We start from the raw sequence: 23048 nt of genomic DNA on the forward strand, positions 1-23048 counted from the left end.
GCCGCCGCTGGGGCGTCCTGTTCAGGCGCCTGTTGAAGCGCCGCGCTTGGCGGCGACCTGACGCTTTGCGCGCATGAGCATGCCCGTCATGCCCGCGATCCGCAGCGGGCTGACCGCTCGGGTGAGGCCGATGCTCTGCGGGAAATCGTCGGGAACGGCGAGCACCTCGTCGGCCGACAGTCCGGTCAGACCCTGAGCGAGGATGCTCGCGAAGCCCCGCGTGGTGGGAGCCTCGGCGGGCGCGGTCGCGTGCATCGCGACGCGGTCGGCGTCGTCGACCGTGACGATGATGTACACCGGCGACTGGCACTCGGCCACCCGCTCCTGCAGCTCGGGGTGATCGGCGTACTCGGCCGGCACCGCGGGGAGCTCCTGCGAGAACTCCAGCAGGAGCTGCAACCGGTCGGGCTCGTCGAGCTCGAGGAACTCGTCGCGGATCTCGGCCAGGCGGGCGGGGAGGGTGTTCTCGGACATCTCCGTCATCCTCCCACGCCCGCGAACGCCGGGCTCAGCGCGAGGGCACCTCGCCGGGCTCCGATCCCGAGACGATCGGCACACGCACGGCGCTGCCCCACTCGGTCCACGAGCCGTCGTAGTTGCGGACGTCCTCGAAGCCGAGGAGGTGCTTCAGCACGAACCAGGTGTGGCTCGAGCGCTCGCCGATGCGGCAGTACGCCACGATCTTGTCGCCGTCCTTCAGGCCCGCGCCGTCGCGGTAGATGGCATCCAGCTCTTCGCGCGACTTGAAGCCGCCGTCTTCGGCGACGGCCTTGGCCCACGGCACGCTCTGGGCGCTCGGGATGTGACCCGCGCGGAGAGCCCCCTCTTCGGGGTACGCCGGAGCGGAGGTGCGCTCGCCCGAGTACTCCTCGGGGGAGCGCACATCGATGAGCGGGTTGCCGAGGTGCGCGAGCACGTCGTCCTTGTAGGCGCGGATCAATGCGTCGTCGCGCTCGACGATCGGGTACTCGACCGGCTCGCGGGTGGTCGGCTCGGTCGTGAGAGGGCGACCCTCGGCGATCCACTTGTCGCGGCCGCCGTCGAGGAGACGAACGTCCTCGTGCCCGAAGAGCGAGAACACCCACAGGGCGTACGCGGCCCACCAGTTGTTCTTGTCGCCGTAGATGACGACCGTGTCGTCGCGCGCGATGCCCTTCTTGCTCAGCAGCTTCGCGAAGCCCTCGCCGTCGAGGTAGTCGCGCACGACGGGATCGTTGAGCTCGGTGTGCCAGTCGACCTTGACCGCACCGGGGATGTGCCCGGTCTCGTAGAGGAGCACGTCCTCATCGGACTCGACGACGACCAGACCCGGTTGCCCGAGCCGCTGCTCGAGCCACTCGCCGGTCACGAGACGGCCGGGCTCGGCGTAGTCGGCGAACTTGGGGGAGCTGGTGTCGAACTCGACGGTCACGGGAGATCTCCTCGGTCGGGGCAGGGGGTGCGGCGGCATAGGGTGGACACCGCACCATCGACCCTAGATCCGCGGCATGGGGCACGCACCCATCCCGTAAGACTCGGACACAGGACGGCCATGACCTCCACTCCCGCCACGACCGGCCTCATCCACCTGACGGAGCGCGAGCCCGCCGTCACCGGTGCCGAGATGGTGAACGCCCTCGTCCCGCCGCCGCAGTTCGACGGCGCGACCTTCGAGTCGTATCGGGCCGACGATGCCTACCCCTCGCAGCAGGAAGCCAAAGAACTCCTTCAGGCGTTCGCCGGAAAGCAGTCGAGCCCGGCGAAGAAGGGCGGGTTCTTCCGTCGCGCCGAGAAGGTCGCGCCGGTCAAGCCCGGGGTCTACCTCGACGGCGGCTTCGGCGTCGGCAAGACGCACCTGCTCGCGTCGATCTACCACGCGATGCCGGCCCGCCGGAAGTACTTCGGATCGTTCATCGAATACACCGCGCTCGTCGGCGTGCTCGGCTACGCCAAGGCCGTGGAACTGTTCCGCGGGAGCGATCTGCTCTGCATCGACGAGTTCGAGCTCGACGACCCGGGCGACACGATGGTCATGACGCGGCTGCTCGGGGAGCTCGTGGCATCCGGAACCCGGTTGGCCGCGACGTCGAACACCCCGCCCAACGCTCTCGGCGAGGGACGCTTCGCGGCGCAGGACTTCCTGCGTGAGATCCAGTCGATGGCGGACAGCTTCAGGACCATCCGCATCGACGGGACCGACTTCCGTCAGCGTGCGATCGACGGCGAAGCGAAGGTGCTCGGCGACGATGAATACCGGCAGGCGATGGATGCCGCGGCCTCGACCGGAGTGGTATCCGATGACGCGTTCTCCGACCTCGTCGGACACCTCGCCCGGGTGCACCCGTCGCGTTTCATCCGTCTGATCGACGGCGTCGACACGATCGGGCTGCGCGACGTGCAGGTCCTGCACGACCAGTCCGCCGCCCTGCGCCTGGTCGCGTTCATCGATCGCGCGTACGACGCGCAGATCCCGATCCGCGCGACCGGCGTCCCGCTGAACACGGTCTTCAGCGACGAGATGCTCGCGGGCGGGTATCGCAAGAAGTACTTGCGCGCGACGTCGCGGCTCGTCGCCCTTACACACTCTTGATCCAGCGTCCTCATCTGCGCCTCTCGGCCGCGCGAAACGCGATGTTTACGTGAGGCCGATCTCCGTAACGTCCCCGTAACACCTCTCGAACGGAGATGGAAACCGGGGCTGGGAACACTGGGGGGACCCGACGCTACACCTGCGTCCCTGCAGAGAGGTTTCCTCCGAGATGGATCAAGGCAACACCGCATTCATCCTGCTAGCAGCCGCCCTCGTGCTGCTCATGACGCCAGGACTCGCATTCTTCTACGGCGGTCTCGTCAAGGCGAAGAGCGTCATCAGCATGATGATGATGAGCTTCGGCGCGATGGGCCTGATCGGCGTGCTGTGGGTGCTCTACGGCTACGCGATCGCGTTCCCGGCGACCGACGCCGGCGTCACCCAGCTTCCCTGGATGATCGACTGGAACGAGTTCGGTCTCGCCAGTGTCCTCGAGACGCCTGAGGGCGCCGCGTACCCGCCGCTGGCCTTCGTCGCCTTCCAGGCCACCTTCGCCATCATCACCGTCGCCCTGGTCTCGGGCGCCATCGCCGATCGCGCCAAGTTCGGCGCCTGGATGATCTTCGCCTTCGTGTGGTCGACGGTGGTCTACTTCCCCGTCGCCAGCTGGGTCTTCAACTTCGGTCTCGCCGAGGACGGCTCGTTCTCGTACGGCGGCTGGATCACCCACGGTATGCAGGACGTGTTCGGCGTCGGTGCGATCGACTTCGCCGGTGGTACCGCGGTCCACATCAACGCCGGTGCCGCGGCTCTCGCCCTCGCGCTCGTCCTCGGCAAGCGCGTCGGCTTCCAGAAGGGCGCCCACGTCCCCCACAACCCGCCGTTCGTGCTCCTCGGTGCGGGCCTCCTGTGGTTCGGCTGGTTCGGCTTCAACGCGGGCTCCGAGCTCGCCGCTGACGGCACCGCAGCCCTCGCCTTCGTCAACACGATCGCCGCCCCCGCTGCAGCCCTGCTCAGCTGGCTGATCGTCGAGAAGATCAAGGACGGCAAGCCCACCTCCGTGGGTGCCGCCTCGGGCGCCGTCGCCGGTCTCGTCGCCATCACCCCGGCGTGCGCCGCACTGACGCCGATCTGGGCCATCGTGCTGGGTCTCGTCGCCGGTGCCGTCTGCGCCCTGGCGATCGAGCTGAAGTTCAAGCTCGGCTTCGACGACTCGCTCGACGTGGTCGGCATCCACCTCGTCGGCGGTCTGCTCGGAACGCTGTACCTCGGCATTTTCGCCAACACCACCGGCCTCATCTACAGCGGCTCGCTGAACCAGCTGCTGGTGCAGGCGATCGCCGCCCTCGCAGTCCTGGTGTACTCGTTCGTTCTCGCCTTCGTCATCGGCTTCGCGATCGAGAAGACGATCGGCTTCCGCGTCAAGAACGAGGACGAGATCGCCGGTATCGACACCGTGGTTCACGGTGAAGAGGGCTACGTCCTGACCGACGCTCGCGCCTGAGCCTCCTCACCCCGGACGGGGCGTCACCGATTCGTCGGTGGCGCCCCGTCTCTCGTTTTCGCCCCACGCTGCCGTGCGCTGCGCTCCGTCGGAGTCGAGTGCACGGATGCCTAGGGTGGGGGAATGGGAACCACCTCTCGACTCGTGTCGGCTTTCCTCGGGATGTTCCGCTCGACGGCACCGGCCAGGCCGGCCTCTGCGCCCGCACGAGCCGTCACGGCGCCAGCCGACGCCCAGACGCTCGAAATCGAGCCGCCGCGCCACCTCACGATCTCGTACGCCCCGCAGCGCGACAACGCGCCGGACGGGGGAGAGATCGTCTGGACGTGGGTGCCGTACGAAGAGCGCGACGGGCGTGGCAAGGATCGTCCTGTCCTCGTCATCGGACGGGCGGATGCCACCCGCTCGTACGCCCTACGGCTGACCAGCAAGCCGCACGACGGCGATCGGCAGTACCTGTCCCTCGGCACGGGGGAGTGGGACCCGCAGCGGCGTCCCTCGTGGGTCGACATCGAGCAGCTGTACCTCGTGCACGATGCCGGGATGCGTCGAGAGGCCGCCGCCCTGGATCGGCGGCGCTTCGACACGGTCGCGGCCGCGCTGACGGCCCGCTACGGGTGGAAGCGCGGCTGACGACGGCTGTCAGGATGGGTGAATGAGCACCGTTTCACCCATCGTCGTCGACACCGCCGCCGCGGTCCGGATGTGGCAGGAGTACGCCGACGCCCATCCCGACGCCGTCGCCGCCTGTCCCGAGTACACCGTCGAGCACTTCGGCGACTCCGAGAGGCTGGCCGACGAGTTGCTCGCGCACGTGCTCGAGGGGGAGAAACGCGCCACCTCGTCGCTCGTCGCGGAGTACATCGCCGAAGATCAGCAGCTGCCCCGAATCGGCTCGCACTGGATCGCGTGCGATGGCCGCGGGACGCCCCGCGCGATCCTGCGCACGACCGAGATGCGTCTCGGCGTCTTCGGCAGCGCCGACGCGCGATTCGCCTACGACGAGGGCGAGGACGATCGGTCCCTCGAGAGCTGGCGAGTCGAACACCGTCGGTACTGGACGCGGATCTCGGCGGCCCTGGGGCGCGAGTGGTCCGAGGAGAGCGACGAGATCATCTTCGAACGCTTCTCCGTGGCATGGCCGCCGGAGCACGCGGACGCCGGCCGCTGATCGGCGGCGCACTGGAAACGAAGAAGCCCCCGGGGAACCGGGGGCTTCTGTGGTGGGCGATACCAGACTCGAACTGATGACCTCTTCCGTGTGAAGGAAGCGCGCTACCAACTGCGCCAATCGCCCGCATCCCGAACGGGACTCATCGATCGTACCGGATGCCGCGACGTGCTCCGAACCACGTCGGCGAGACACACCCGGGGCGCGCCTGGTTTTGCACCCGTGCTCAGATCGGGTAATGTCTTACGAGTGCTCGGGGCAAGCCCCGGGAACGAAATGCGGATGTAGCGCAGTGGTAGCGCATCACCTTGCCAAGGTGAGGGTCGCGAGTTCGAATCTCGTCATCCGCTCGAGTGAAGGGATCATCGTCAGGGAAACCGACGACAGATCACGACACGTGGGTCGAACCACACACGGTGGCGTGGCCGAGCGGCTAGGCACCGGCCTGCAAAGCCGTTTACACGGGTTCGAATCCCGTCGCCACCTCGCTTCATAACTGAACAGCCTGTACAGGCGCGATTGGCGCAGCGGTAGCGCGCTTCCCTGACACGGAAGAGGTCACTGGTTCGATCCCAGTATCGCGCACCATCGAACCCCCGGATTTCCGGGGGTTTTTTGTTTGTCTGGACCAGTGCGAGACATTCAGAGCGAGAACTGCGAGTTCTCGGGAGAAGACGCCCGCACTTCAGATGGGGGATGGCGCTCCCGAAGTGACCTCGCCCCGCGGCACCGACAGGCCTAGATGATGTCGAAGGGGATGTCGTCGTCTTCGTAGTCGGAGAACGCGTCGCCCGCGCCCCGGCCAGAGGTCCCATCAGCAGTGTCCGAGTTGAGCGCGACTGTCGAGACGGAGATGGCGATGGCCGTCGCGGCGGTAACGAAGAAGGTGAGTCGTTGCCCGCCGTCGGCGGTGACATTGAGGAAGCCGCCTGCCGCGCGGGCTGCCCGGAGGATCTGCTCGCGGAGATCGTCGAGGGCTTCAAGCGGGCCGAGTGCGTAACTCACTCCGTTCACGGTCAGGCTGATTCGCTCGATGCTGCTCCCCATGCACGGCAAGCTAGATCGACCCGGCGGGCCTCGCGACGGGGTTGTGCTCCTGCGGAGCACGATGCACACTCCGGCCCTCTTCGCCCGTCACCGTGCCCGCCGATGCGCCGCTGAGCGGTGAAAAGCCGTCGCCACCCGAGATAATCGGACGGTGACCGAAATCGAGGATTCCCCGCCCCGCCGCTCGCGCCGACAGCTCGAGGCTTGGGTGAAGGAGTTCGAGGACGGTGGTCACTGCATCCCGGGGAGGATTTCGGTCGCCCCACAAGAAGACGCGGACCGCGAGGATACCGGTCTCGTCATCGTGCATCTGCGCAACGCCCCGTCCTCCATCCACATCAAACCCCGCGGATACGACGACCCCATATGGGAGGCGACGCTCTCGGCACAGACCGACGATCACGTCATGTCCGTGAACGACATCGCCAACCTCGCGGCCGAGGTCGTCATCGCGGGCAACCTGTGCGCGTTCCTGCAATGGAAGTCGCTGGACTGGGACCGCAACAGCGGCCGGCATGCCGACTGAGGCGGCCCGTGGAGAGCCTTCGCTCTCGTGAGGCCTGCACGGTCCGACCGGAACGTGATGAATGGATCGAGCCGCAAGGGCGCGAACACGGCCGTGTGAGATCAGCCGCGTCACGAGCGGCCAGGGGTCGCCCACAAGGCCATCCATCGCAGCGTGGTCATCCGGGTCGTGGCATCCTGTCTCCTATGGATGAGCTTCAGGATTCGCCCCCGCGTCGATCGCGTGAGCAGCTCGAAGAGTGGGTGCAGGAGTTCAAAGATCAGGGCCACATCGTGGCGGGCACTCTCCGAGTGGCCCAGCAAGAAGACGCCGACCGGCAGGACACCGGCCTCGTCATCATGAGCCTCCGTAACGCGAAAGCCTCGATCTACATGCAGCCGCGCGGCTACGACGATCCCGTGTGGGAAGCGACGCTCACGGGGCGCCCCGAAGATCTGACGCTCTCGATCCACGACATCGCGTCTCTCGCGGCCGAGCTCGTCGTCGCCGGCAACCTCTGCTCGTTCCTGCAGTGGAAGTCGCTCGAGTGGGACCGCCAGAGCGGATCGCACGGCTGATCCGTATCGAGCCCGTGCGCCGCAAGTCCCACACGCCGACCCGCGACGGCGGCTAGCGTGTTCGCATGACCGTCCCCGACACGCAGTGGCGTGAGATCGCCGCATCGCCGTTCGTCTCGCTCGGAACCTTCCGGCGCAACGGCGCCGAGGTCGCCGTCCCCGTCTGGATCGCCCGCGACGGTGACGAGCTCGTCGTCACGAGTGAACGCAACACCGGCAAAGTCAAGCGCCTCCGCAACGACCCCCGCGTCACCCTGCGCCCGTGCAGCCGCATGGGTTCGGTGGAACCGGATGCCATCACCGTCACAGCGCACGGACGAGTCGCCGGTCCCGCGACCGACGATCGGCGCGCGGACTCGGCGCTGCGGCGGAAGTACGGTCTGCAGTACCGCGCCATCCTCGGATTCGAGGCGCTGGTGCGCAAGATCCAGCGACGTCCGGGCGACCGGGTGATCCTCCGCATCAGTCGCGGAGACTGACGCTACGTCGCGACGCCGCAGGCCACTCCGCGCCGCAGGATGTACCCGAACCGCAGTCTCGCGCAAGGGGGTTTGCTGTTCTTACCGAGTCGCGAAAGCTTGCGGGAAAGCGGCTGGCACCCCCGGCATCCGCGTCCCCCTTCTTCTCGCCGGAAGATGCGCGGTGCGACGGGGTGCCGGCGACGAGGTTCCGTATGGGCAAGTTCATCTACGACGGCAACACGAAGATGGAATTCGAGGACCGGCTCCTCGCGCACCTGCAGGCGGTCATCATGGCCAAGGTGCGCCGAGGGGAGAGCTTTCCGTTCACCTGGAAGGACGACATCAGCACGGGGGGCGGGCGGACGACCGTCTACATCCACCCGCACGTGTCCCTTGTGTTCAAGTACCACGGGAGTCGCACCCCGCAGTTGAGCGCCCCGTGGCTGCACGCTCTGACGTACAACGCCAACTCGGGTCGCGGTCTCTACGTGATTCCCGAGCCCGAGGAATTCACCCCGCGCGAGAGCATGCAGCGCGAGGAGATGGTCTTCCGCGAGGTGCCGAACGAACCGATGGCCGCTGACTCCCAACGCTGACCGGGAATATCACCGCCACGAGCGCGGGTTGTCGCCTCCATGAGCGACTGGATCGAGACCAAGCCCTTCTTCGAGACCACGGCGGTCGCCCACCTGGCGACGCTCATGCGGGACGGCTCTCCCCAATCGACCCCGATCTGGGTGGACGTGGACGGCGAGCGGCTGGTCTTCTTCACGGAGGTCGACACGCTCAAGGACCGCAACCTCCGCCGGGATCCTCGCGTCGCGATCTCGGTGACCGGGGCCGAAAACCCGTACTCGATGGCGTTCGTCCGAGGAGAGGCCGTCGGTCGGCTGGAGGGTGACGAAGCCCTGCCGTACGTCGACCGCATCTCGCATCTGTACGAGGGACGCCCTTACGGAATGCGGGAGGGACTCGCCGTGTGGTTCATCGAACCGCGCAAGGTGTGGTCGCGCACCTACGAGGACTGAGCCTCACAGCGCGAGGGGGAGCACACCCAGCACGAGGATGAGGGGCGCGATCACCGCACCGAGCACGATGAAGCGTCCCCACTTCACCTCGATACCGGCAGCGACCAGGCGATCGTGCCACAGGAGGGTCGCGAGAGACGCCCACGGCGTCACGATCGGACCCGCGTTCACGCCGATGAGCAGGGCCGCCAGGCGGGCGGGGGAGCCCGCGACCGACTCCAGCGCGAGGTAGGCGGGGAGGTTGTTGATGCCGTTCGCGGCCAGAGCGCCCACTCCGGCGACCTGCCAGAGCGAGACGAGGTCGTCTCCGGTGCCGGCGAGCACCGAGGTGACGCGACCGATGCCCAGGGCTTCTAGCGCACCGACGGCGAGGAACAGTCCGCCGGCGAACACCAGCAGCGACCACGGCACGAGACGGATGCCGAGAGCCGCCGGCGCGCGCCACGCGAACGCCGCCACGAGGACGATCGCGGCACCGAGGGCCGGCATCCACGGTTCGAGACCGACCACCAGGAGCGGGAGCAGCGCGACGGTCACGATGCCGGCGACGCGCAGGAGAAGCGGGTCCGACACGGTGGGGGAGGCGGCATCCGGATACGTCTTCGGCAGACGGCGGAGGAACACGAGCGTCAACACCACGACCGAGACGGCGATCGCGATCAGCGCAGACGGCCCGAGCAGGGCGAGGAAGGCCACCGGGTCGTGTCCGCCGCCCAGAGCCTCGGATGCCAACAGATTGGTGAGATTCGACACCGGCAGCACGAGCGAGGCGGTGTTCGCCAGGACGACGGTCACGAAGGCGAAGGGGAGCGGGTCGAGCTTGCGCGCCACGGCCATCGAGACGACGACCGGCGTCAGCAGCACCGCTGTCGTGTCGAGCGAGAGGAACGCCGTCGCGACCGTCGCGAGCGCCACGACCAGCACCCACAGCCACACCGTGCGCCCGCGCGCGACACGGGCGAGGCGCGCGGCCACGACGTCGAAGAGCCCGGCCTTGGATGCCAGCTCCGCCACGATCGTGACGGCGACGACGAACAGCAGGATGGGCCAGACGCGGTCGGCGACGGCGAGGGCGTCATCCGCGGGGAAGACGCCGGTGAGCAGCGCGATGATCCCGAGGATCCAGAGCACGCCGCCGATGATGGCCAAAGTCACCGCTCCACTATGAGGCACGCCGGGTGCCAACGAGGTCACGCCCGCCCGGTAGCCTGGAACCGACCCTTTCAGGAGATGTGCTGTGACTGATTTTCCCGCCGATGGCTTCGCCCTCTTCCCCGACCGATCGGTTGTCGCCCTGCGCGTCAACGGCGAGCTGAAAGACCTCGCCACGACCGTCACGGCCGACGACGAGGTGGAGCCCGTCACGATCGACAGCGCCGACGGCCTGTCGATCCTGCGGCACTCGACGGCGCACGTGCTCGCGCAGGCCGTGCAGCGCGTCAAGCCGCAGGCGAACCTGGGGATCGGCCCGCCCGTCACCGACGGCTTCTACTACGACTTCCAGGTCGACGAGCCCTTCACCCCGGAAGACCTCAAGGTCATCAAGAAGGAGATGGAGCGGATCGTCCGCGAGAACCAGCGGTTCGTCCGCCGTGTCGTCACCGACGACGAGGCCCGTACGGAGCTCGCCGACGAGCCGTTCAAGCTCGAGCTCATCGGGCTCAAGGGCGGGGCTTCGGCAGGCTCAGCCGGCGACATCGCGGAGGGCGCGAACGTCGAGGTCGGCGCCGGCGAGCTGACGATCTACGACAACGTCACCCGCGACGGCGAGACCGCGTGGAAAGACCTCTGCCGCGGACCCCACGTGCCCGGCACGCGCCTCATCGGCAACGGGTGGGACCTCACCCGCATCGCAGGCGCCTACTGGCGCGGCAGCGAGAAGAACCCGCAGTTGCAGCGCATCTACGGCACCGCGTGGCCCACGAAGGACGAACTGCGCGCGTATCAGCACCGCCTCGAGGAGGCCGCGAAGCGCGACCACCGCAAGCTCGGCAAGGAGCTCGACCTCTTCTCGTTCCCCGACGAGATCGGACCCGGTCTCTCGGTGTTCCATCCCAAGGGCGGCATCATCCGCTACGAGATCGAGCGCTACATGCGCGAGCGCCTGCTCGCCAGCGGGTACGAGGTCGTCAACACCCCGCACATCACCAAGGGCGACCTGTTCATGACGAGCGGGCACCTGCAGTGGTACGCCGACGGCATGTACCCCCCGATGGTGCTCGACGAGGTGGTGGATGCCGACGGGCACGTGTCGCGCGAGGGCCAGGAGTACTACCTGAAGCCCATGAACTGCCCGTTCCACAACCTGATCTTCCGCTCGCGCGGGCGCAGCTACCGCGAGCTGCCCCTGCGCCTGAGCGAGTTCGGGTCGGTGTACCGCTACGAGAAGAGCGGCACGCTGTCGGGCCTCACCCGTGTGCGCGGCATGACCCAGGACGACACGCACATCTATGTCACCGCCGACCAGGTGAAGGGCGAACTGACCCACAGCCTCGACTTCGTGCTGCAGACGCTGCGCGACTACGGCCTCAACGACTTCTACCTCGAACTGTCGACGAAGGAGGAGGGCAACCCGAAGTTCATCGGCGACGACTCCCTCTGGGTCGAGGCCACCGAGACGTTGCGCGAAGTCGCCGAGGCGTCGGGCCTCGAGCTCGTGCCCGATCCGGGTGGGGCGGCGTTCTACGGCCCGAAGATCTCGGTTCAGGCGCGCGACGCCATCGGCCGCACGTGGCAGATGTCGACCATCCAGCTCGACTTTAACCAGCCCGAGCGCTTCGAGCTCGAGTACACCGGACCCGACGGCGAGAAGCACCGGCCCGTCATGATCCACCGCGCCCTCTTCGGCTCGGTCGAGCGCTTCTTCGCGATCCTGCTCGAGCACTACGCCGGCGCGTTCCCCGTGTGGCTCGCGCCCGTGCAGGTCGTTGCCGTGCCGGTCGCCGCCGAGTACGGCGACTACCTGCAGGGCATCGTCGCCGACCTCAAGACCAAGGGCGTCCGCGCCGAGGCCGACCACAGCGACGACCGCATGCAGAAGAAGATCCGCACGCACACCACGCAGAAGGTGCCGCTCATGCTGATCGCCGGCGAGCAGGACCGCTCGAACGGCACGGTCTCGTTCCGGTTCCGTGATGGAACCCAGCTCAACGGCATCCCGGTCGACGAGGCCGTCGCGCGCATCACCGGCGCCATCGCGGCTCGCACGCTCGTGAACACCGCGGAGGATCTCGCGTGACGAGCGATCCGGATGCCGTCGCGGCCGACGAGGCGTCTCTCGTCGACGCCGCGACGCTTCCGGGAGTGCCGGACGAGTTCCAGCGGCTGTGGACCCCGCACCGCATGGCGTACATCTCGGCGGGTCGCGAGCCGATGGAGCAGAACTGCCCGTTCTGCGCGGCGCCCGGCAAGTCCGATGAGGACGGCCTGATCGTCGCGCGCGGGAAGACCGCCTACGTGCTGCTCAACCTCTTCCCGTACAACTCGGGTCATCTGCTGGTGTGCCCGTACCGTCACATCGCCACGTACGACCAGGCGACCGACGAAGAGGTGGCCGAGATCGGCGCGCTGACCCAGCGCGGGATGCGCGTGCTGCGCGCGGTGTCGCGGTGCGACGGCTTCAACCTCGGCATGAACCAGGGCGCGATCGCGGGGGCCGGTGTCGACGCGCACCTGCACCAGCACATCGTGCCGCGGTGGGCCTCGGATGCGAACTTCTTCCCGATCATCGCCAAGACGAAGGCGCTGCCGCAGCTCCTCGGCGACGTCCGCCGGACGGTCGCGGACGCCTGGGCCGACTGACCGCACCCTCACCCTGGCGGGCACGCCCGCCCGAGGGCGGGCACCCGCTGACGTCTTTTGGCGCTGATGCGCGCTTCTCGGCGCTCGCCTGGTCCATCTGAGCCAAACGAAGCGACGCCCGCTCGCCTGTTTGCCTCGGATGGTCACCAGCGTCGCGCAGCACCGACGATCTTCGGCAAACGAATCCCGGCGGCGAACGCGCGACCTCAGCGCACCTGGCGCACCGAGAACTGCAGGCGCGGGTGGGCGTAGGCCTCCTGCGACTCGATGAGACGCAGCTCGCGCGAACCCGACTCGTACGTGTTCGTCAGCAGATCGAAGACGCTGGATGCCGTACGCGCCAGCGCATCGGCCGCGTCGCCGCCGCTGCGACGGTAGTGCGCCGTGAACAGCGCCGCGGTCACGTCGCCGGATCCGTTGGCCTTCATCGGGATGAGCGGGGTCTGCACGATCCAGGCGCCGTTGTCGTCGACGACCATCATCTCGATCGTGTCGGCCTCGCGGTCCGGACGCTCGACGCTCGTCACGAGGATCGTCCGCGGCCCGCGGGCGCGCAGCGCATCGGCGGACTCGAGGGTCGAGTCGATGCTGCCCGGCTCCGTGCCGGTGAGGAAGCCGAGCTCGAACTGGTTCGGGGTGAGGATGTCGGCGACGGGGACGACGCGCTCACGCAGGAGCTCGGGGATCGCGGGGGCCACGAAGCATCCCGACTTGGCGTTGCCCATGACCGGGTCGCAGGCGTAGACGGCATCCGGATTCGCCTTCTTCACCCGCGCGACGGTGTCGATGATGACGTCGGCGATGCCCTCGCCGCCCTGGTAGCCCGAGAGCACGACGTCGATCTCGGGGAAGATCCCGCGCTCTTCGATGCCGGTGATGACCGCGGCGACGTCGTCGGGGGAGATGAGCGGACCGCGCCATGCCCCGTACCCGGTGTGGTTCGAGAAGTTGACCGTGTAGACGGGGAGAACCTCGACGCCGATGCGCTGGAGGGGGAACACCGCGGCGGAGTTGCCGACATGCCCGTACGCGACGGCGGACTGGATCGAGAGAACCTTCATGCGTCGATCCTTCCACCTCGAGCGGCCGGTCGACGCGTTCCCGCGGCGGCGGCGATGTCATCGGCCAGTGTCCGCGCCGCGGTGTCGTCGAGGTCGTGCACGGTCAGCCGGAGGAACGACCCGGACGTACCGGAGGAGAGGAAGAACGGATCCCCCTCTCGAACGAGCCAGCCTCGGCGCATGAGGTCGTTGCGCACCGTCGCCGCGGGAACGGGGAGGGGCACCCAGAGATTGAGGCCGTCGCCCGGGGCGACCGGCAGTCCGCGTTCGCTCAGCGCGCGGGCGAACGCCGCATTGCGGTCGGCGTAGTGGACCGCGGCGCGCTCGATGTCGGCTCGGACGGCGTCGTCGGTGACGAGCGCGTGCGTCATGCGCTGGAGGATGTGGCTCACCCACGTCGTCCCGGGCGTGAGCCGCACGGCGAGTCCGTCGGCGGTGTCGGGATCGGATGCCGTGACGGCGAGGCACGTGTCCGGTCCGAGGAACTTCGACATCGAGCGGATGCGCGCCCACCGGCGCTGCCCTGACCCGATGACGGAGTGGAGCGGCGCGCGGGAGAGCAGCGAGAAATGATCGTCCTCGATGACGAGGACGTACGGATGTGCCGCCAGCACGTCGCGGAGGGCCGCGGCGCGCTCGGCGCTGAGGCTCGCTCCGGTCGGGTTGTGGGCGCGAGGCGTCACGATCACGGCTCTCACGCCGGCGTCGAGCGCCGCACGGAGTCCCTCGACGGTCATCCCGTCGGTATCCACCTCCACCGGGATCGCGCGATACCCTCCCGTCCGCACCGTGTGCAGCGCGGAGAGGAAGCACGGGTCTTCGAGAGCCACCGCATCGTCTCGCTGCAGCGCTTGTGCAAGGAGCCGCTCGATCGCGTCGCTCGCGCCGCTGGTGACCGTGATGCGCAGATCGTCGTGGGCGAGCTGGTCCGCCATCCAGTCGCGCGCCCAGGCCTCGAGCCCCGGGTCGATGACCGGTTCGCCGTACAGCACGGGACGGGTCGAGCGGACGAGGGCGCTCGTGGGGTCGGGGATGAGCGCCGGGTCGGGGTTGCCGGTCCCGACGTCGCGCAGCACCGTGTCCGGCGCGTATCCCTCCTGCGCCACGGTCGTGCGGTCGGCCACGCGTGTGCCCCCGCGCCCGCGCGCCTCGACGAGGCCGGCCTGCGCGAGCTGCCGGTACGCCGCGACGACAGTGTTGCGGTTGACGCCGAGGTCGGCCGCGACGGTCCGGACCGACGGCAGGAGCGTTCCTGGCGCGAGTTCTCCGCGTTCGATGCGCTCACGCAGATCCGTGGCGATCTCGGATGCCGACCGGCCGGTGATGTCGATGGTCATGTGCCCCCTCGGTCGTGAACCACCCTATGGCCTGAGCCATGCTACGTTTTGGCCTAAGCCAAAAGAAGCGCGACCCGACGCGCCGCACATCGCGCCCCGAGCGCGGAACGGAGTGGATATGACCGACACCGGAACCTCGCGCGTCAAGCGCGGTCTCGCCGAGATGCTCAAGGGCGGCGTCATCATGGACGTCGTCACCGCCGAGCAGGCCCGCATCGCAGAAGACGCGGGCGCCGTCGCGGTCATGGCGCTCGAGCGTGTGCCCGCCGACATCCGCGCCCAGGGCGGCGTCGCCCGCATGAGCGACCCCGACCTGATCGACGACATCATCGCGTCGGTGTCGATCCCGGTCATGGCGAAGGCCCGCATCGGCCACTTCGTCGAGGCCCAAATCCTGCAGGAACTCGGCGTCGACTACATCGACGAGTCCGAGGTGCTCTCGCCCGCCGACTACGTGAATCACATCGACAAGTGGAACTTCACCGTGCCGTTCGTCTGCGGGGCGACGGGCCTCGGCGAGGCGCTGCGCCGCATCACCGAGGGCGCCGCAATGATCCGGTCGAAGGGCGAGGCCGGTACCGGCGACGTCTCCGAGGCGACCAAGCACATCCGCACGATCACGGGCGAGATCAACGCGCTCCGCGCCAAGACGAAGGACGAGCTGTACGTCGCAGCCAAGGAGCTGCAGGCCCCGTACGAGCTCGTCGCCGAGATCGCCGAGACCGGGAAGCTCCCCGTCGTGCTGTTCACCGCCGGGGGAGTGGCCACCCCCGCCGACGCGGCCATGATGATGCAGCTCGGCGCCGACGGTGTCTTCGTCGGTTCGGGAATCTTCAAGTCGGGCAATCCCGCCGAGCGCGCCGCCGCGATCGTGAAGGCGACCACCTTCCACGACGACCCGAAGATCGTGGCCGAGGCCTCGCGCGGACTCGGTGAGGCGATGGTCGGCATCAACGTCGCCGACCTCCCCGCTCCGCACCGCCTGGCCGAGCGTGGCTGGTAACAGCCTCCGGGTCGGCGTCCTCGCTCTGCAGGGCGACGTGCGCGAGCACCTCGCCGTGCTGACGGCCCTCGGCGCCGACGCGCGACCCGTGCGTCGGCCCGAGGAGCTCGCCGCCGTGGAGGGCCTCGTGCTCCCCGGCGGCGAGTCGAGCGTCATCGACAAGCTCGCGCGCGCGTTCGGGCTCTTCGACCCGATCCGCGCGGCGATCGCGGACGGGATGCCGATGTACGGCACGTGCGCCGGACTCATCCTGCTCGCCGACCGCATCGACGGCGCGATCACGGGCCAGCAGACGTTCGGCGGCCTCGACGTTCGCGTGCAGCGCAACGCCTTCGGCTCCCAGACGCAGTCGTTCGAGACCGACCTCGCGGTGCCCGCCCTCGGCGACCCGCCGGTCCATGCCGTGTTCATCCGGGCGCCCGCGGTCGTCGAGTGGGGTCCGGATGCCGAGCCCCTGGCATCCCTTCCCGACGGACGGGTCGTGGCGGTCGAGCAGGGGCGACTGCTCGGCACGGCGTTCCATCCCGAATCCACCGGCGAGACGCGCTTCCACGAGCGCTTCCTCGTGCATGTCCGCGAGCGACGCGGGGCGGGCGCACCCGCGTTCTAGACTGGAACCTATGTCCGGACACTCCAAATGGGCCACGACCAAGCACAAGAAGGCGGTCGTCGATGCCCGCCGCGCCAAGTCGTGGGCCAAGCTCATCAAGAACATCGAGGTCGCGGCCAAGCTCGGCGGCGCCGACCTGCAGGGCAACCCGACCCTCTTCGACGCCGTCCTGAAGGCCAAGAAGACCTCGGTCCCCAAAGACAACATCGACCGCGCGATCAAGCGCGGTGCGGGAATCGGCGGCGAGGCTGTCGAGTACACCTCGATCATGTACGAGGGCTACGGCCCCAACGGCGTCGCGTTCCTCATCGAGTGTCTGACCGACAACAAGAACCGCGCGGCGGCCGAGGTGCGCACCGCGCTCAGCCGCAACGGCGGCACGCTGGCCGACCCGGGCAGCGTCGCGTACAACTTCAGCCGCAAGGGCGTCATCGTCGTCCCGTCCGAGGGCACGACCGAAGACGACGTGATGCTCGCGACCCTCGAGGCCGGTGCCGAGGAGATCGAGCCGCACGGTGACGGCTTCGGCATCATCACCGAGGCGAGCGACCTCGTGACGGTGCGTTCCGCTCTGCAGGAGGCCGGCATCGAGTACGACTCGGCCGACGTCGAGTTCGTCCCCTCGTTGAAGATCGAGGTCGACGCCGACACCGCCCGCAAGGTGTTCCGTCTGATCGACGCACTCGAAGACAGCGACGACGTGCAGAACGTCTACACGAACTTCGACCTCACCCCCGAGGTGCAGGCCGAACTCGAGAACGACGAGTAAGGGCGCGCCCTGACCTCGAGCACGGCCCCTGCGCTTAGCGTGGGGGCCGTGTCTCGTTCCCTCCGCGTCCTCGGTATCGATCCCGGCCTGACCCGCTGCGGGATCGGCGTCGTGGACGTGTCGCCGAACCGGACGGCCTCACTCGTGCACGTCGGGGTCGTGAGGTCGTCGACGACCGATCCGATCGAGAAGCGTCTCGCGACGATCGCCGCCGGCATCCGCGAGATCCTCTCCGCGCACGACCCGCACGTGGTCGCCGTCGAGCGCGTCTTCGCGCAGAACAACCGCCACTCGGTGATGGGCACCGCCCAGGCCAGCGGTATCGCCCTCCTTCTGGCGGCGGAGCACGGCATCCCGGCCGCCACCCACACGCCGAGCGAGGTCAAGGCGGCGATCACCGGTTACGGCTCGGCCGACAAGCTGCAGGTGCAGACGATGGTCGCGCGCGTCCTCCGCCTCGACGCGCTGCCGCAGCCCGCGGACGCGGCTGACGCCCTCGCGATCGCTCTCTGCCACGCATGGCGCGGGGGTCCCGCCACCGCGACGGGGGAGACGACGCTCACGCCCGCCCAGCGAGCGTGGCGGGATGCCGAGAAGCGGCGTTCTCCCCAGCCTCGTGTCGCTCGAACACATGTACGAAGCGATGCGTAAGCTGAAGGCATGATCTCTTCGCTCCACGGCACGGCGGCCCACGTCGCCGACGACTCCCTCGTCATCGTGGTGGGCGGCGTGGGCTTCTCGGTGGCCGTCACCTCGCAGTACGCGCGCACCGTGCACGTCGGAGACGACGTCCATGTGCACACGAACCTGATCGTGCGCGAAGACGCCCTCTCGCTGTACGGCTTCGAGAGCCGCGAAGAGCTCACGGTCTTCACGCAGCTGATCAGCGTCACCGGCGTCGGGCCGAAGTCCGCCCTCGGCGTGCTGTCGTCGCTGACGGTTCCGCAGATCGCGCAGGCGGTCGCCGACGACGACGATGCCCCCTTCCGACGCGTCTCGGGCATCGGACCGAAGACCGCGAAGCTGATCGTGGTCCAGCTCGCCGGCAAGCTCGCCGTCGTCCCCGCGGCCGCCCCCGCAGCCGTCGCCGCGCACGGGCACGTGCCCCTGCAGGTCACTCAGGCCCTCGTGGGTCTCGGCTGGACGGAGCGCACAGCCGCCGAAGCCGTGGCATCCGTGGCCGAGGGCGCCTCCGAGAGCGACCGCTCCTCGGTGCAGGCGCTCCTGCGCCTCACGCTCGCGCTCCTCGGTCCCGCGCGCAAGGAGACCGTGGGTGGCTGACGTCCGCGACGCCGGAACCCCCGACGACGAGACCGAGCTCGCGATCGAGGGGGCGCTGCGCCCGACCTCGCTCGCCGAGTTCGTCGGGCAGCAGAAGGTGCGCGGGCAGCTCCAGCTGTTGCTCGACGCGGCGCGCATCCAGCAGCGCTCACCCGACCACATCCTGCTCTCGGGCCCGCCGGGGCTCGGCAAGACCACGCTGGCGATGATCGTCGCGCACGAGAGCGGGCGACCGCTGCGCCTCTCGAGCGGACCGGCGATCCAACACGCGGGGGATCTCGCCGCATTGCTCTCATCGCTCACCCCGGGTGAGGTGCTGTTCATCGACGAGATCCACCGCATGGCGCGGTCGGCCGAAGAGATGCTCTACCTCGCGATGGAGGACTTCCGCATCGACATCATGGTCGGCAAGGGGGCCGGGGCGACGAGCATTCCCCTCGACCTCTCGCCGTTCACCCTCGTCGGGGCGACGACTCGCGCGGGACTCCTGCCCAATCCGCTGCGCGACCGCTTCGGCTTCACGGCGCACCTCGAGTACTACGAGCCCGAAGAGCTGGAGCAGGTCGTCTCGCGATCGGCATCCATGCTCGACGTCGGGCTCCCCGGCACGGCGCGGTCCGAGATCGCCCGACGCTCGCGAGGCACGCCGCGCATCGCGAACCGCCTGCTGCGGCGCGTGCGCGACTATCTCGTCGTCCACGGGCCCTCGGCCGGCACCGACGACGGACACGCCGACGTGCGTACCGTCGGCGCCGCTCTCGACCTCTACGACGTCGACGCCATCGGGCTCGACCGCCTCGACCGCGCCGTTCTCGATGCGCTCGTCCGACGCTTCCGCGGCGGCCCCGTGGGCCTCAGCACCCTCGCCGTCGCGGTCGGCGAAGAACCCGAGACGATCGAATCGGTGGTGGAGCCCTACCTCGTGAGGATCGGCTTCATGGGTCGCACGCCCCGAGGGCGCGTCGCCACCCCCGAGGCGTACGACCACCTCGGCGCTCCCCACCCTGACGGCCTGCTCCGGTTCAGCCAGGGGTGATGACCTATACTCGGCGAGGGATTCCCCGACCCCCGCTTGACTTACGCTAGGCAGTGCCGCACGGCGCGCCTGACTCGAAAGGTGCACCGCCTCCATGGATTTCGCGACCTTCTTCGGCCAGTACGGCCTCATCATTCTGCTGATCGGCCTGCTGATCTTCATGTTCTGGAGCTCGCGCCGCCGCATGCAGAAGCAGAAGCTCGAGCTGGAAGAGAAGGCGCGTCAGACGGTCCCCGGCGCAGAGGTCCTGCTTCAGGGCGGGCTGTACGGCACAATCGTCGAGTACGACGCTGAAGACCTCGACAAGCCGGCTCACGTCGAGATCGCTCCCGGCGTCGTCATCAAGGTGCACAGCCAGGCCGTCCTCCGCATCGTCGACCCGACCTCGGGCACCGTCACCGAAGACGAGTTCATCGAGGCGGAAGAGACCGAGGCCGAGTACATCGCGGGCGTCGCCGACGGCGACATCACCTCGATCAGCGACGACCACCGCGCCGCACGTCAGGCCGCCGAGGCCGACGCCGACCGCACCGACAAGGACCGTCCGCAGGCCTGACGCCTCGACCGTTCGTTCTTCCGTTCCGCCGCATAGAAAGCCGACTCCGTGGCGCCCTCTCCTCCCGTCCGCCATGCCTGGCGTGTTCTGACCGGTCTCCTCGCCATCACGGCGGTGCTGTTCGGTCTCAACGCCCTCGGCGTGTACGCCTTCAAGGCGAGCTCCTGGACCCCTGACCTCGCCCTCGACCTGCAGGGCGGAACGCAGATCATCCTGCAGGCACAGACCACGGACGGCGCCGCCCCGGACTCCGAGCAGCTTCAGCAGGCGGTGTCGATCATCCGCCAGCGTGTCGACGCCTCGGGTGTCGGAGAGACCGACATCGCCACCGAGGGAAGCGACAAGATCGTCGTGCAGATCCCCGGCGAAGCGGACGAGGCGACACGTCAGCGGATCCAGAGCTCCGCGCAGCTGCAGCTGCGCCCCGTGCTGTTCACCGGCTCGCCCGCCACGACGTTCGTCGGCGACGACGGCAACACGACGCCGTATCCGACGCCGGACCCGAATCTGCCCGCGACGCCGACCGCGTCCCCGACGGACGGCAGCGACCCGGCGTACATCACCCCGGCGCTGCAGGCGCAATTTCTCGCGTACGACTGCGCGAACCCGCCGAGCAACCCCGCCGACGCCCCCGCGGATCAGCCGATGATCACGTGCGGCCTGCAGGACGGGACGAAGTACATCCTCGGTCCCGTCGAGATCGACGGAAACGACATCGCGGATGCCACGAACGGCCAGGAGCAGAACACCGGCCGCTGGGCCGTGAACCTCGTCTTCAACGACCAGGGCACCGAGAAGTTCGGCCAGATCAGCCAGCGCCTCTACGGCAAGCAGGCCCCGTTCAACCAGTTCGCGTTCGTCCTCGACGGCTCGGTCCTGTCGGCTCCGTCGATGAACGGCATCATCCTCGACGGCCGCCCCAGCATCACGGGCAGCTTCACGCAGGAGTCCTCGAAGGCGCTGGCCGACCAGCTGAAGTACGGCGCTCTGCCCCTGAGCTTCAATGTCGTCAGCTCCGACACTGTCTCGGCAACCCTGGGCTCCCAGCAGCTGCAGGTCGGCTTCATCGCGGGTCTCATCGGTCTGGCACTCGTCGCGGTCTACTCGCTCGTGGTCTACCGCGCGCTCGGAACGGTGATCATCGCGTCGCTCGGCGTGATGGCCGTGCTCACCTATGTGATGCTCTGCATCCTGGCCTGGCGCATGGGCTTCCGCCTGTCGCTCGCCGGTGTGGCGGGCCTCATCATCACGATCGGCTTCACGGCGGACTCGTTCATCGTCTACTTCGAACGAGTACGAGACGAGCTGCGCGACGGCAAGTCGATCACGGCCGCGGTCGAGGACGGGTGGTCGCGCGCCAAGCGCACGATCTACATCTCGAAGTCGATCAACATCCTCGCCGCCGTCGTGCTCTACATCCTCGCGGATGCCACGGTGAAAGGCTTTGCCTTCACCCTGGGGCTCACGACCGCGATCGACATCGTGATCTTCATCCTGTTCACTCACCCGGTGATGCAGTTGCTCGCCCGCACGCGGTTCTTCGGCTCGGGGCACCCCCTGTCCGGCATGGACCCCGAAGCCCTCGGCGCCGTCTACCGCGGTCGCGCGCAGTTCCGGGCGCCGATCGCCGACAGCGGCCGTACCAAGCGCTCGCGCGGCGAGGCCCAGCGTCGCCAGACGATCGCGGAACGCAAGCAGGCCGAGCTCGCCGCCGCCCGCGGCGATAGCCGCTCGACGAAGGAGGGAGACGACTGATGCGCTCCATGACGCAGCTCGGTAACGACCTCTACTCCGGGAAGACCTCCTTCCCGTTCGTCCAGCGTCGCCGGATCTGGTTCCTCATCGCCGCGCTCCTCGTGATCGGCGCGGCTCTCGTGCCCCTCGCGCGGCCCATCCAGTTCTCGATCGAGTTCACCGGTGGCTCGCAGTTCACGGTGTCGAATCCGTCCACGTTCGACCAGTCGCTCGCGACGCAGGCCGTGACCTCGGTCGTCCCGGGAGCGACGACCCGCGTCACTGTGATCAGCGACTCCGCCGTCCGCGTGCAGACCGACCAGATGAGCAACGACGAGACGCAGGCCGTGTCAGCCGCCCTCGCCGACGCGTACAAGGTGCCCACGTCCGAGGTCACCAACTCCTTCATCGGAGCGACCTGGGGTGCGGACGTCACGCGCCAGTCGTTGTGGGGTCTCGCGATCTTCCTCGCCCTGACCTTCCTCATCCTGGCGCTGTACTTCCGCACGTGGAAGATGTCGGTCGCGGCGATCATCGGCCTCGTCGACGTGCTCGTCATCACGGTCGGGATCTACGCCCTCTTCGGATTCGAAATCTCGCCGGCCGCCGTCATCGGGTTCCTGACGATCCTGTCGTACGCCCTGTATGACACGACGGTCGTGTTCGACAAGGTGCGGGAGAACACGAGGGAAGACGGAGAGATATCCGGGCGCACCTTCGCGGAGTCCGTCAACCTCGCCGCCAACCAGACCCTCATCCGGTCGATCAACACGACGGTCGTCGCCGTCCTGCCGATCGGCGCGATTCTCTTCATCGGTGTGCCTCTGGGGGCGCGCACGTTGAGCGACATCTCGCTGTCGATCTTCGTGGGGACCCTCGTCGCCGCATACTCGACGCTCTTCGTCGCCGTTCCGCTCTACGCCCTGCTGCGTGAGCGCGAGCCGGCGATCGCTCAGCGCGACGCTCGCGTGCGGTCCGCGCGTGAGAAGGCGGGCGTCCCCGCCTGACGGCGGGGGCCCGCTCCGCCGGGCGTAGGATTGATCGACTGACGTCACGA

The 23048-nt window shown here is 68.4% G+C and carries 26 protein-coding genes and 4 tRNA genes; 23 read left to right on the plus strand and 7 right to left on the minus strand.

Going from position 1 to position 23048, the window contains the following annotated elements; translation table 11 throughout:
• Positions 1 to 21: 21 nt before the first annotated feature.
• Both NS283_RS04455 and NS283_RS04460 read right to left on the minus strand, forming a co-directional pair.
• Positions 22 to 474: a SufE family protein gene (locus NS283_RS04455; protein ID WP_193751227.1), complete on the minus strand. Its 453-nt coding sequence runs from the start codon at positions 472 to 474 to the stop codon at positions 22 to 24.
• A 34-nt stretch (positions 475 to 508) separates the two neighbouring features.
• On the minus strand, positions 509 to 1411 hold the full coding sequence (locus NS283_RS04460) for a sulfurtransferase (protein ID WP_058595675.1): 903 nt from the start codon (positions 1409 to 1411) through the stop codon (positions 509 to 511).
• Positions 1412 to 1531: 120 nt separating this feature from the next.
• Here NS283_RS04460 and zapE point away from each other — a divergent pair, with 120 nt between their 5' ends.
• The 4 genes from zapE to NS283_RS04480 all read left to right on the plus strand — a co-directional run bounded on the left by zapE (position 1532) and on the right by NS283_RS04480 (position 5184).
• On the plus strand, positions 1532 to 2569 hold the full coding sequence (gene zapE, locus NS283_RS04465; RefSeq protein WP_058595676.1) for a cell division protein ZapE: 1038 nt from the start codon (positions 1532 to 1534) through the stop codon (positions 2567 to 2569).
• 169 nt (positions 2570 to 2738) lie between these two features.
• The gene (locus NS283_RS04470; protein WP_058595677.1) at positions 2739 to 4013 is read left to right on the plus strand and encodes an ammonium transporter; all 1275 of its coding nucleotides are present in this window, start codon (positions 2739 to 2741) and stop codon (positions 4011 to 4013) included.
• Between the two features lie 123 nt (positions 4014 to 4136).
• Positions 4137 to 4646: a type II toxin-antitoxin system PemK/MazF family toxin gene (locus tag NS283_RS04475; RefSeq protein ID WP_081317254.1), complete on the plus strand. Its 510-nt coding sequence runs from the start codon at positions 4137 to 4139 to the stop codon at positions 4644 to 4646.
• A gap of 22 nt (positions 4647 to 4668) precedes the next feature.
• Positions 4669 to 5184: an ASCH domain-containing protein gene (locus NS283_RS04480; RefSeq protein WP_058595678.1), complete on the plus strand. Its 516-nt coding sequence runs from the start codon at positions 4669 to 4671 to the stop codon at positions 5182 to 5184.
• Positions 5185 to 5234: 50 nt separating this feature from the next.
• Here NS283_RS04480 and NS283_RS04485 read toward each other — a convergent pair.
• A tRNA-Val gene (locus NS283_RS04485) sits at positions 5235 to 5310 on the minus strand.
• 152 nt (positions 5311 to 5462) lie between these two features.
• On the opposite strand from NS283_RS04485, the gene NS283_RS04490 reads away from it, so the two are divergent.
• The 3 genes from NS283_RS04490 (at position 5463) to NS283_RS04500 (ending at position 5772) form a co-directional block, all read left to right on the plus strand.
• A tRNA-Gly gene (locus NS283_RS04490) sits at positions 5463 to 5534 on the plus strand.
• 65 nt (positions 5535 to 5599) lie between these two features.
• Positions 5600 to 5670, plus strand: a tRNA-Cys gene (locus tag NS283_RS04495).
• Positions 5671 to 5697: 27 nt separating this feature from the next.
• Positions 5698 to 5772 (plus strand) — tRNA-Val (locus NS283_RS04500).
• A 150-nt stretch (positions 5773 to 5922) separates the two neighbouring features.
• On the opposite strand, the gene NS283_RS04505 is transcribed toward NS283_RS04500, so the two are convergent.
• The gene (locus tag NS283_RS04505) at positions 5923 to 6231 is read right to left on the minus strand and encodes a hypothetical protein (RefSeq protein WP_058595679.1); all 309 of its coding nucleotides are present in this window, start codon (positions 6229 to 6231) and stop codon (positions 5923 to 5925) included.
• Positions 6232 to 6382: 151 nt separating this feature from the next.
• Between NS283_RS04505 and NS283_RS04510 the strand changes: the two genes are divergently transcribed.
• The 5 genes from NS283_RS04510 (at position 6383) to NS283_RS04530 (ending at position 8803) form a co-directional block, all read left to right on the plus strand.
• Entirely contained in the window at positions 6383 to 6757 is a 375-nt protein-coding gene (locus NS283_RS04510; RefSeq protein ID WP_153001243.1) for a hypothetical protein, read from the plus strand.
• Positions 6758 to 6942: 185 nt separating this feature from the next.
• Positions 6943 to 7314, plus strand: coding sequence for a hypothetical protein (locus NS283_RS04515; protein ID WP_058595681.1), 372 nt, complete (start codon positions 6943 to 6945; stop codon positions 7312 to 7314).
• Positions 7315 to 7379: 65 nt separating this feature from the next.
• Positions 7380 to 7793 carry a PPOX class F420-dependent oxidoreductase gene (locus tag NS283_RS04520; protein ID WP_058595682.1) on the plus strand — a complete coding sequence of 138 codons (414 nt, stop codon included), beginning with the start codon at positions 7380 to 7382 and terminating at the stop codon, positions 7791 to 7793.
• Between the two features lie 194 nt (positions 7794 to 7987).
• The gene (locus tag NS283_RS04525) at positions 7988 to 8371 is read left to right on the plus strand and encodes a DUF7882 family protein (RefSeq protein WP_058595683.1); all 384 of its coding nucleotides are present in this window, start codon (positions 7988 to 7990) and stop codon (positions 8369 to 8371) included.
• A gap of 39 nt (positions 8372 to 8410) precedes the next feature.
• Positions 8411 to 8803: a PPOX class F420-dependent oxidoreductase gene (locus tag NS283_RS04530; RefSeq protein WP_058595684.1), complete on the plus strand. Its 393-nt coding sequence runs from the start codon at positions 8411 to 8413 to the stop codon at positions 8801 to 8803.
• Positions 8804 to 8806: 3 nt separating this feature from the next.
• Here the strand turns inward: NS283_RS04530 and NS283_RS04535 are convergent, their stop codons facing one another.
• A complete protein-coding gene (locus NS283_RS04535) occupies positions 8807 to 9958 on the minus strand; it encodes an SLC13 family permease (protein WP_081317255.1) in 1152 nt (383 codons plus the stop codon).
• An 82-nt stretch (positions 9959 to 10040) separates the two neighbouring features.
• Here NS283_RS04535 and thrS point away from each other — a divergent pair, with 82 nt between their 5' ends.
• Together thrS and NS283_RS04545 are read left to right on the plus strand one after the other, a co-directional pair.
• Complete coding sequence (gene thrS, locus NS283_RS04540; protein WP_058595685.1) at positions 10041 to 12041, plus strand: threonine--tRNA ligase; 2001 nt, start codon at positions 10041 to 10043, stop codon at positions 12039 to 12041.
• Positions 12038 to 12604 (plus strand): HIT family protein, encoded by a 567-nt coding sequence (locus NS283_RS04545; protein ID WP_058595686.1) that lies wholly within the window; start codon positions 12038 to 12040, stop codon positions 12602 to 12604. Before thrS ends, NS283_RS04545 begins: the two co-directional genes overlap by 4 nt.
• Positions 12605 to 12810: 206 nt before the next feature.
• Here NS283_RS04545 and pdxY read toward each other — a convergent pair whose 3' ends face one another.
• Positions 12811 to 13665, minus strand: a complete 855-nt coding sequence (gene pdxY / locus NS283_RS04550; RefSeq protein ID WP_058595687.1) for a pyridoxal kinase PdxY — start codon at positions 13663 to 13665, stop codon at positions 12811 to 12813.
• Positions 13662 to 15002 carry an aminotransferase class I/II-fold pyridoxal phosphate-dependent enzyme gene (locus tag NS283_RS04555; protein ID WP_058595688.1) on the minus strand — a complete coding sequence of 447 codons (1341 nt, stop codon included), beginning with the start codon at positions 15000 to 15002 and terminating at the stop codon, positions 13662 to 13664. The genes pdxY and NS283_RS04555 overlap by 4 nt, the downstream gene beginning before the upstream one ends.
• A gap of 118 nt (positions 15003 to 15120) precedes the next feature.
• Between NS283_RS04555 and pdxS the strand changes: the two genes are divergently transcribed.
• The 9 genes from pdxS (at position 15121) to secF (ending at position 22998) form a co-directional block, all read left to right on the plus strand.
• Positions 15121 to 16005 (plus strand): pyridoxal 5'-phosphate synthase lyase subunit PdxS, encoded by an 885-nt coding sequence (gene pdxS / locus NS283_RS04560; protein WP_058595689.1) that lies wholly within the window; start codon positions 15121 to 15123, stop codon positions 16003 to 16005.
• Complete coding sequence (gene pdxT / locus NS283_RS04565) at positions 15995 to 16615, plus strand: pyridoxal 5'-phosphate synthase glutaminase subunit PdxT (RefSeq protein ID WP_058595690.1); 621 nt, start codon at positions 15995 to 15997, stop codon at positions 16613 to 16615. Before pdxS ends, pdxT begins: the two co-directional genes overlap by 11 nt.
• 10 nt (positions 16616 to 16625) lie before the next feature.
• Positions 16626 to 17384 carry a YebC/PmpR family DNA-binding transcriptional regulator gene (locus NS283_RS04570; protein ID WP_058595691.1) on the plus strand — a complete coding sequence of 253 codons (759 nt, stop codon included), beginning with the start codon at positions 16626 to 16628 and terminating at the stop codon, positions 17382 to 17384.
• 48 nt (positions 17385 to 17432) lie between these two features.
• Positions 17433 to 18035: a crossover junction endodeoxyribonuclease RuvC gene (gene ruvC, locus NS283_RS04575; protein ID WP_058595692.1), complete on the plus strand. Its 603-nt coding sequence runs from the start codon at positions 17433 to 17435 to the stop codon at positions 18033 to 18035.
• A gap of 9 nt (positions 18036 to 18044) precedes the next feature.
• Positions 18045 to 18665, plus strand: a complete 621-nt coding sequence (gene ruvA, locus NS283_RS04580; protein ID WP_058595693.1) for a Holliday junction branch migration protein RuvA — start codon at positions 18045 to 18047, stop codon at positions 18663 to 18665.
• The gene (ruvB, locus tag NS283_RS04585; RefSeq protein ID WP_058595694.1) at positions 18658 to 19701 is read left to right on the plus strand and encodes a Holliday junction branch migration DNA helicase RuvB; all 1044 of its coding nucleotides are present in this window, start codon (positions 18658 to 18660) and stop codon (positions 19699 to 19701) included. Before ruvA ends, ruvB begins: the two co-directional genes overlap by 8 nt.
• A gap of 94 nt (positions 19702 to 19795) precedes the next feature.
• Positions 19796 to 20257: a preprotein translocase subunit YajC gene (locus NS283_RS04590; RefSeq protein ID WP_058595695.1), complete on the plus strand. Its 462-nt coding sequence runs from the start codon at positions 19796 to 19798 to the stop codon at positions 20255 to 20257.
• Between the two features lie 48 nt (positions 20258 to 20305).
• Complete coding sequence (gene secD / locus NS283_RS04595) at positions 20306 to 22012, plus strand: protein translocase subunit SecD (protein WP_058595696.1); 1707 nt, start codon at positions 20306 to 20308, stop codon at positions 22010 to 22012.
• Positions 22012 to 22998: a protein translocase subunit SecF gene (gene secF, locus NS283_RS04600; RefSeq protein ID WP_058595697.1), complete on the plus strand. Its 987-nt coding sequence runs from the start codon at positions 22012 to 22014 to the stop codon at positions 22996 to 22998. The genes secD and secF overlap by 1 nt, the downstream gene beginning before the upstream one ends.
• Positions 22999 to 23048 lie beyond the last annotated feature (50 nt).

It is taken from the genome of Microbacterium testaceum (genome assembly GCF_001476285.1).
Lineage (GTDB): Bacteria > Actinomycetota > Actinomycetes > Actinomycetales > Microbacteriaceae > Microbacterium > Microbacterium testaceum_B.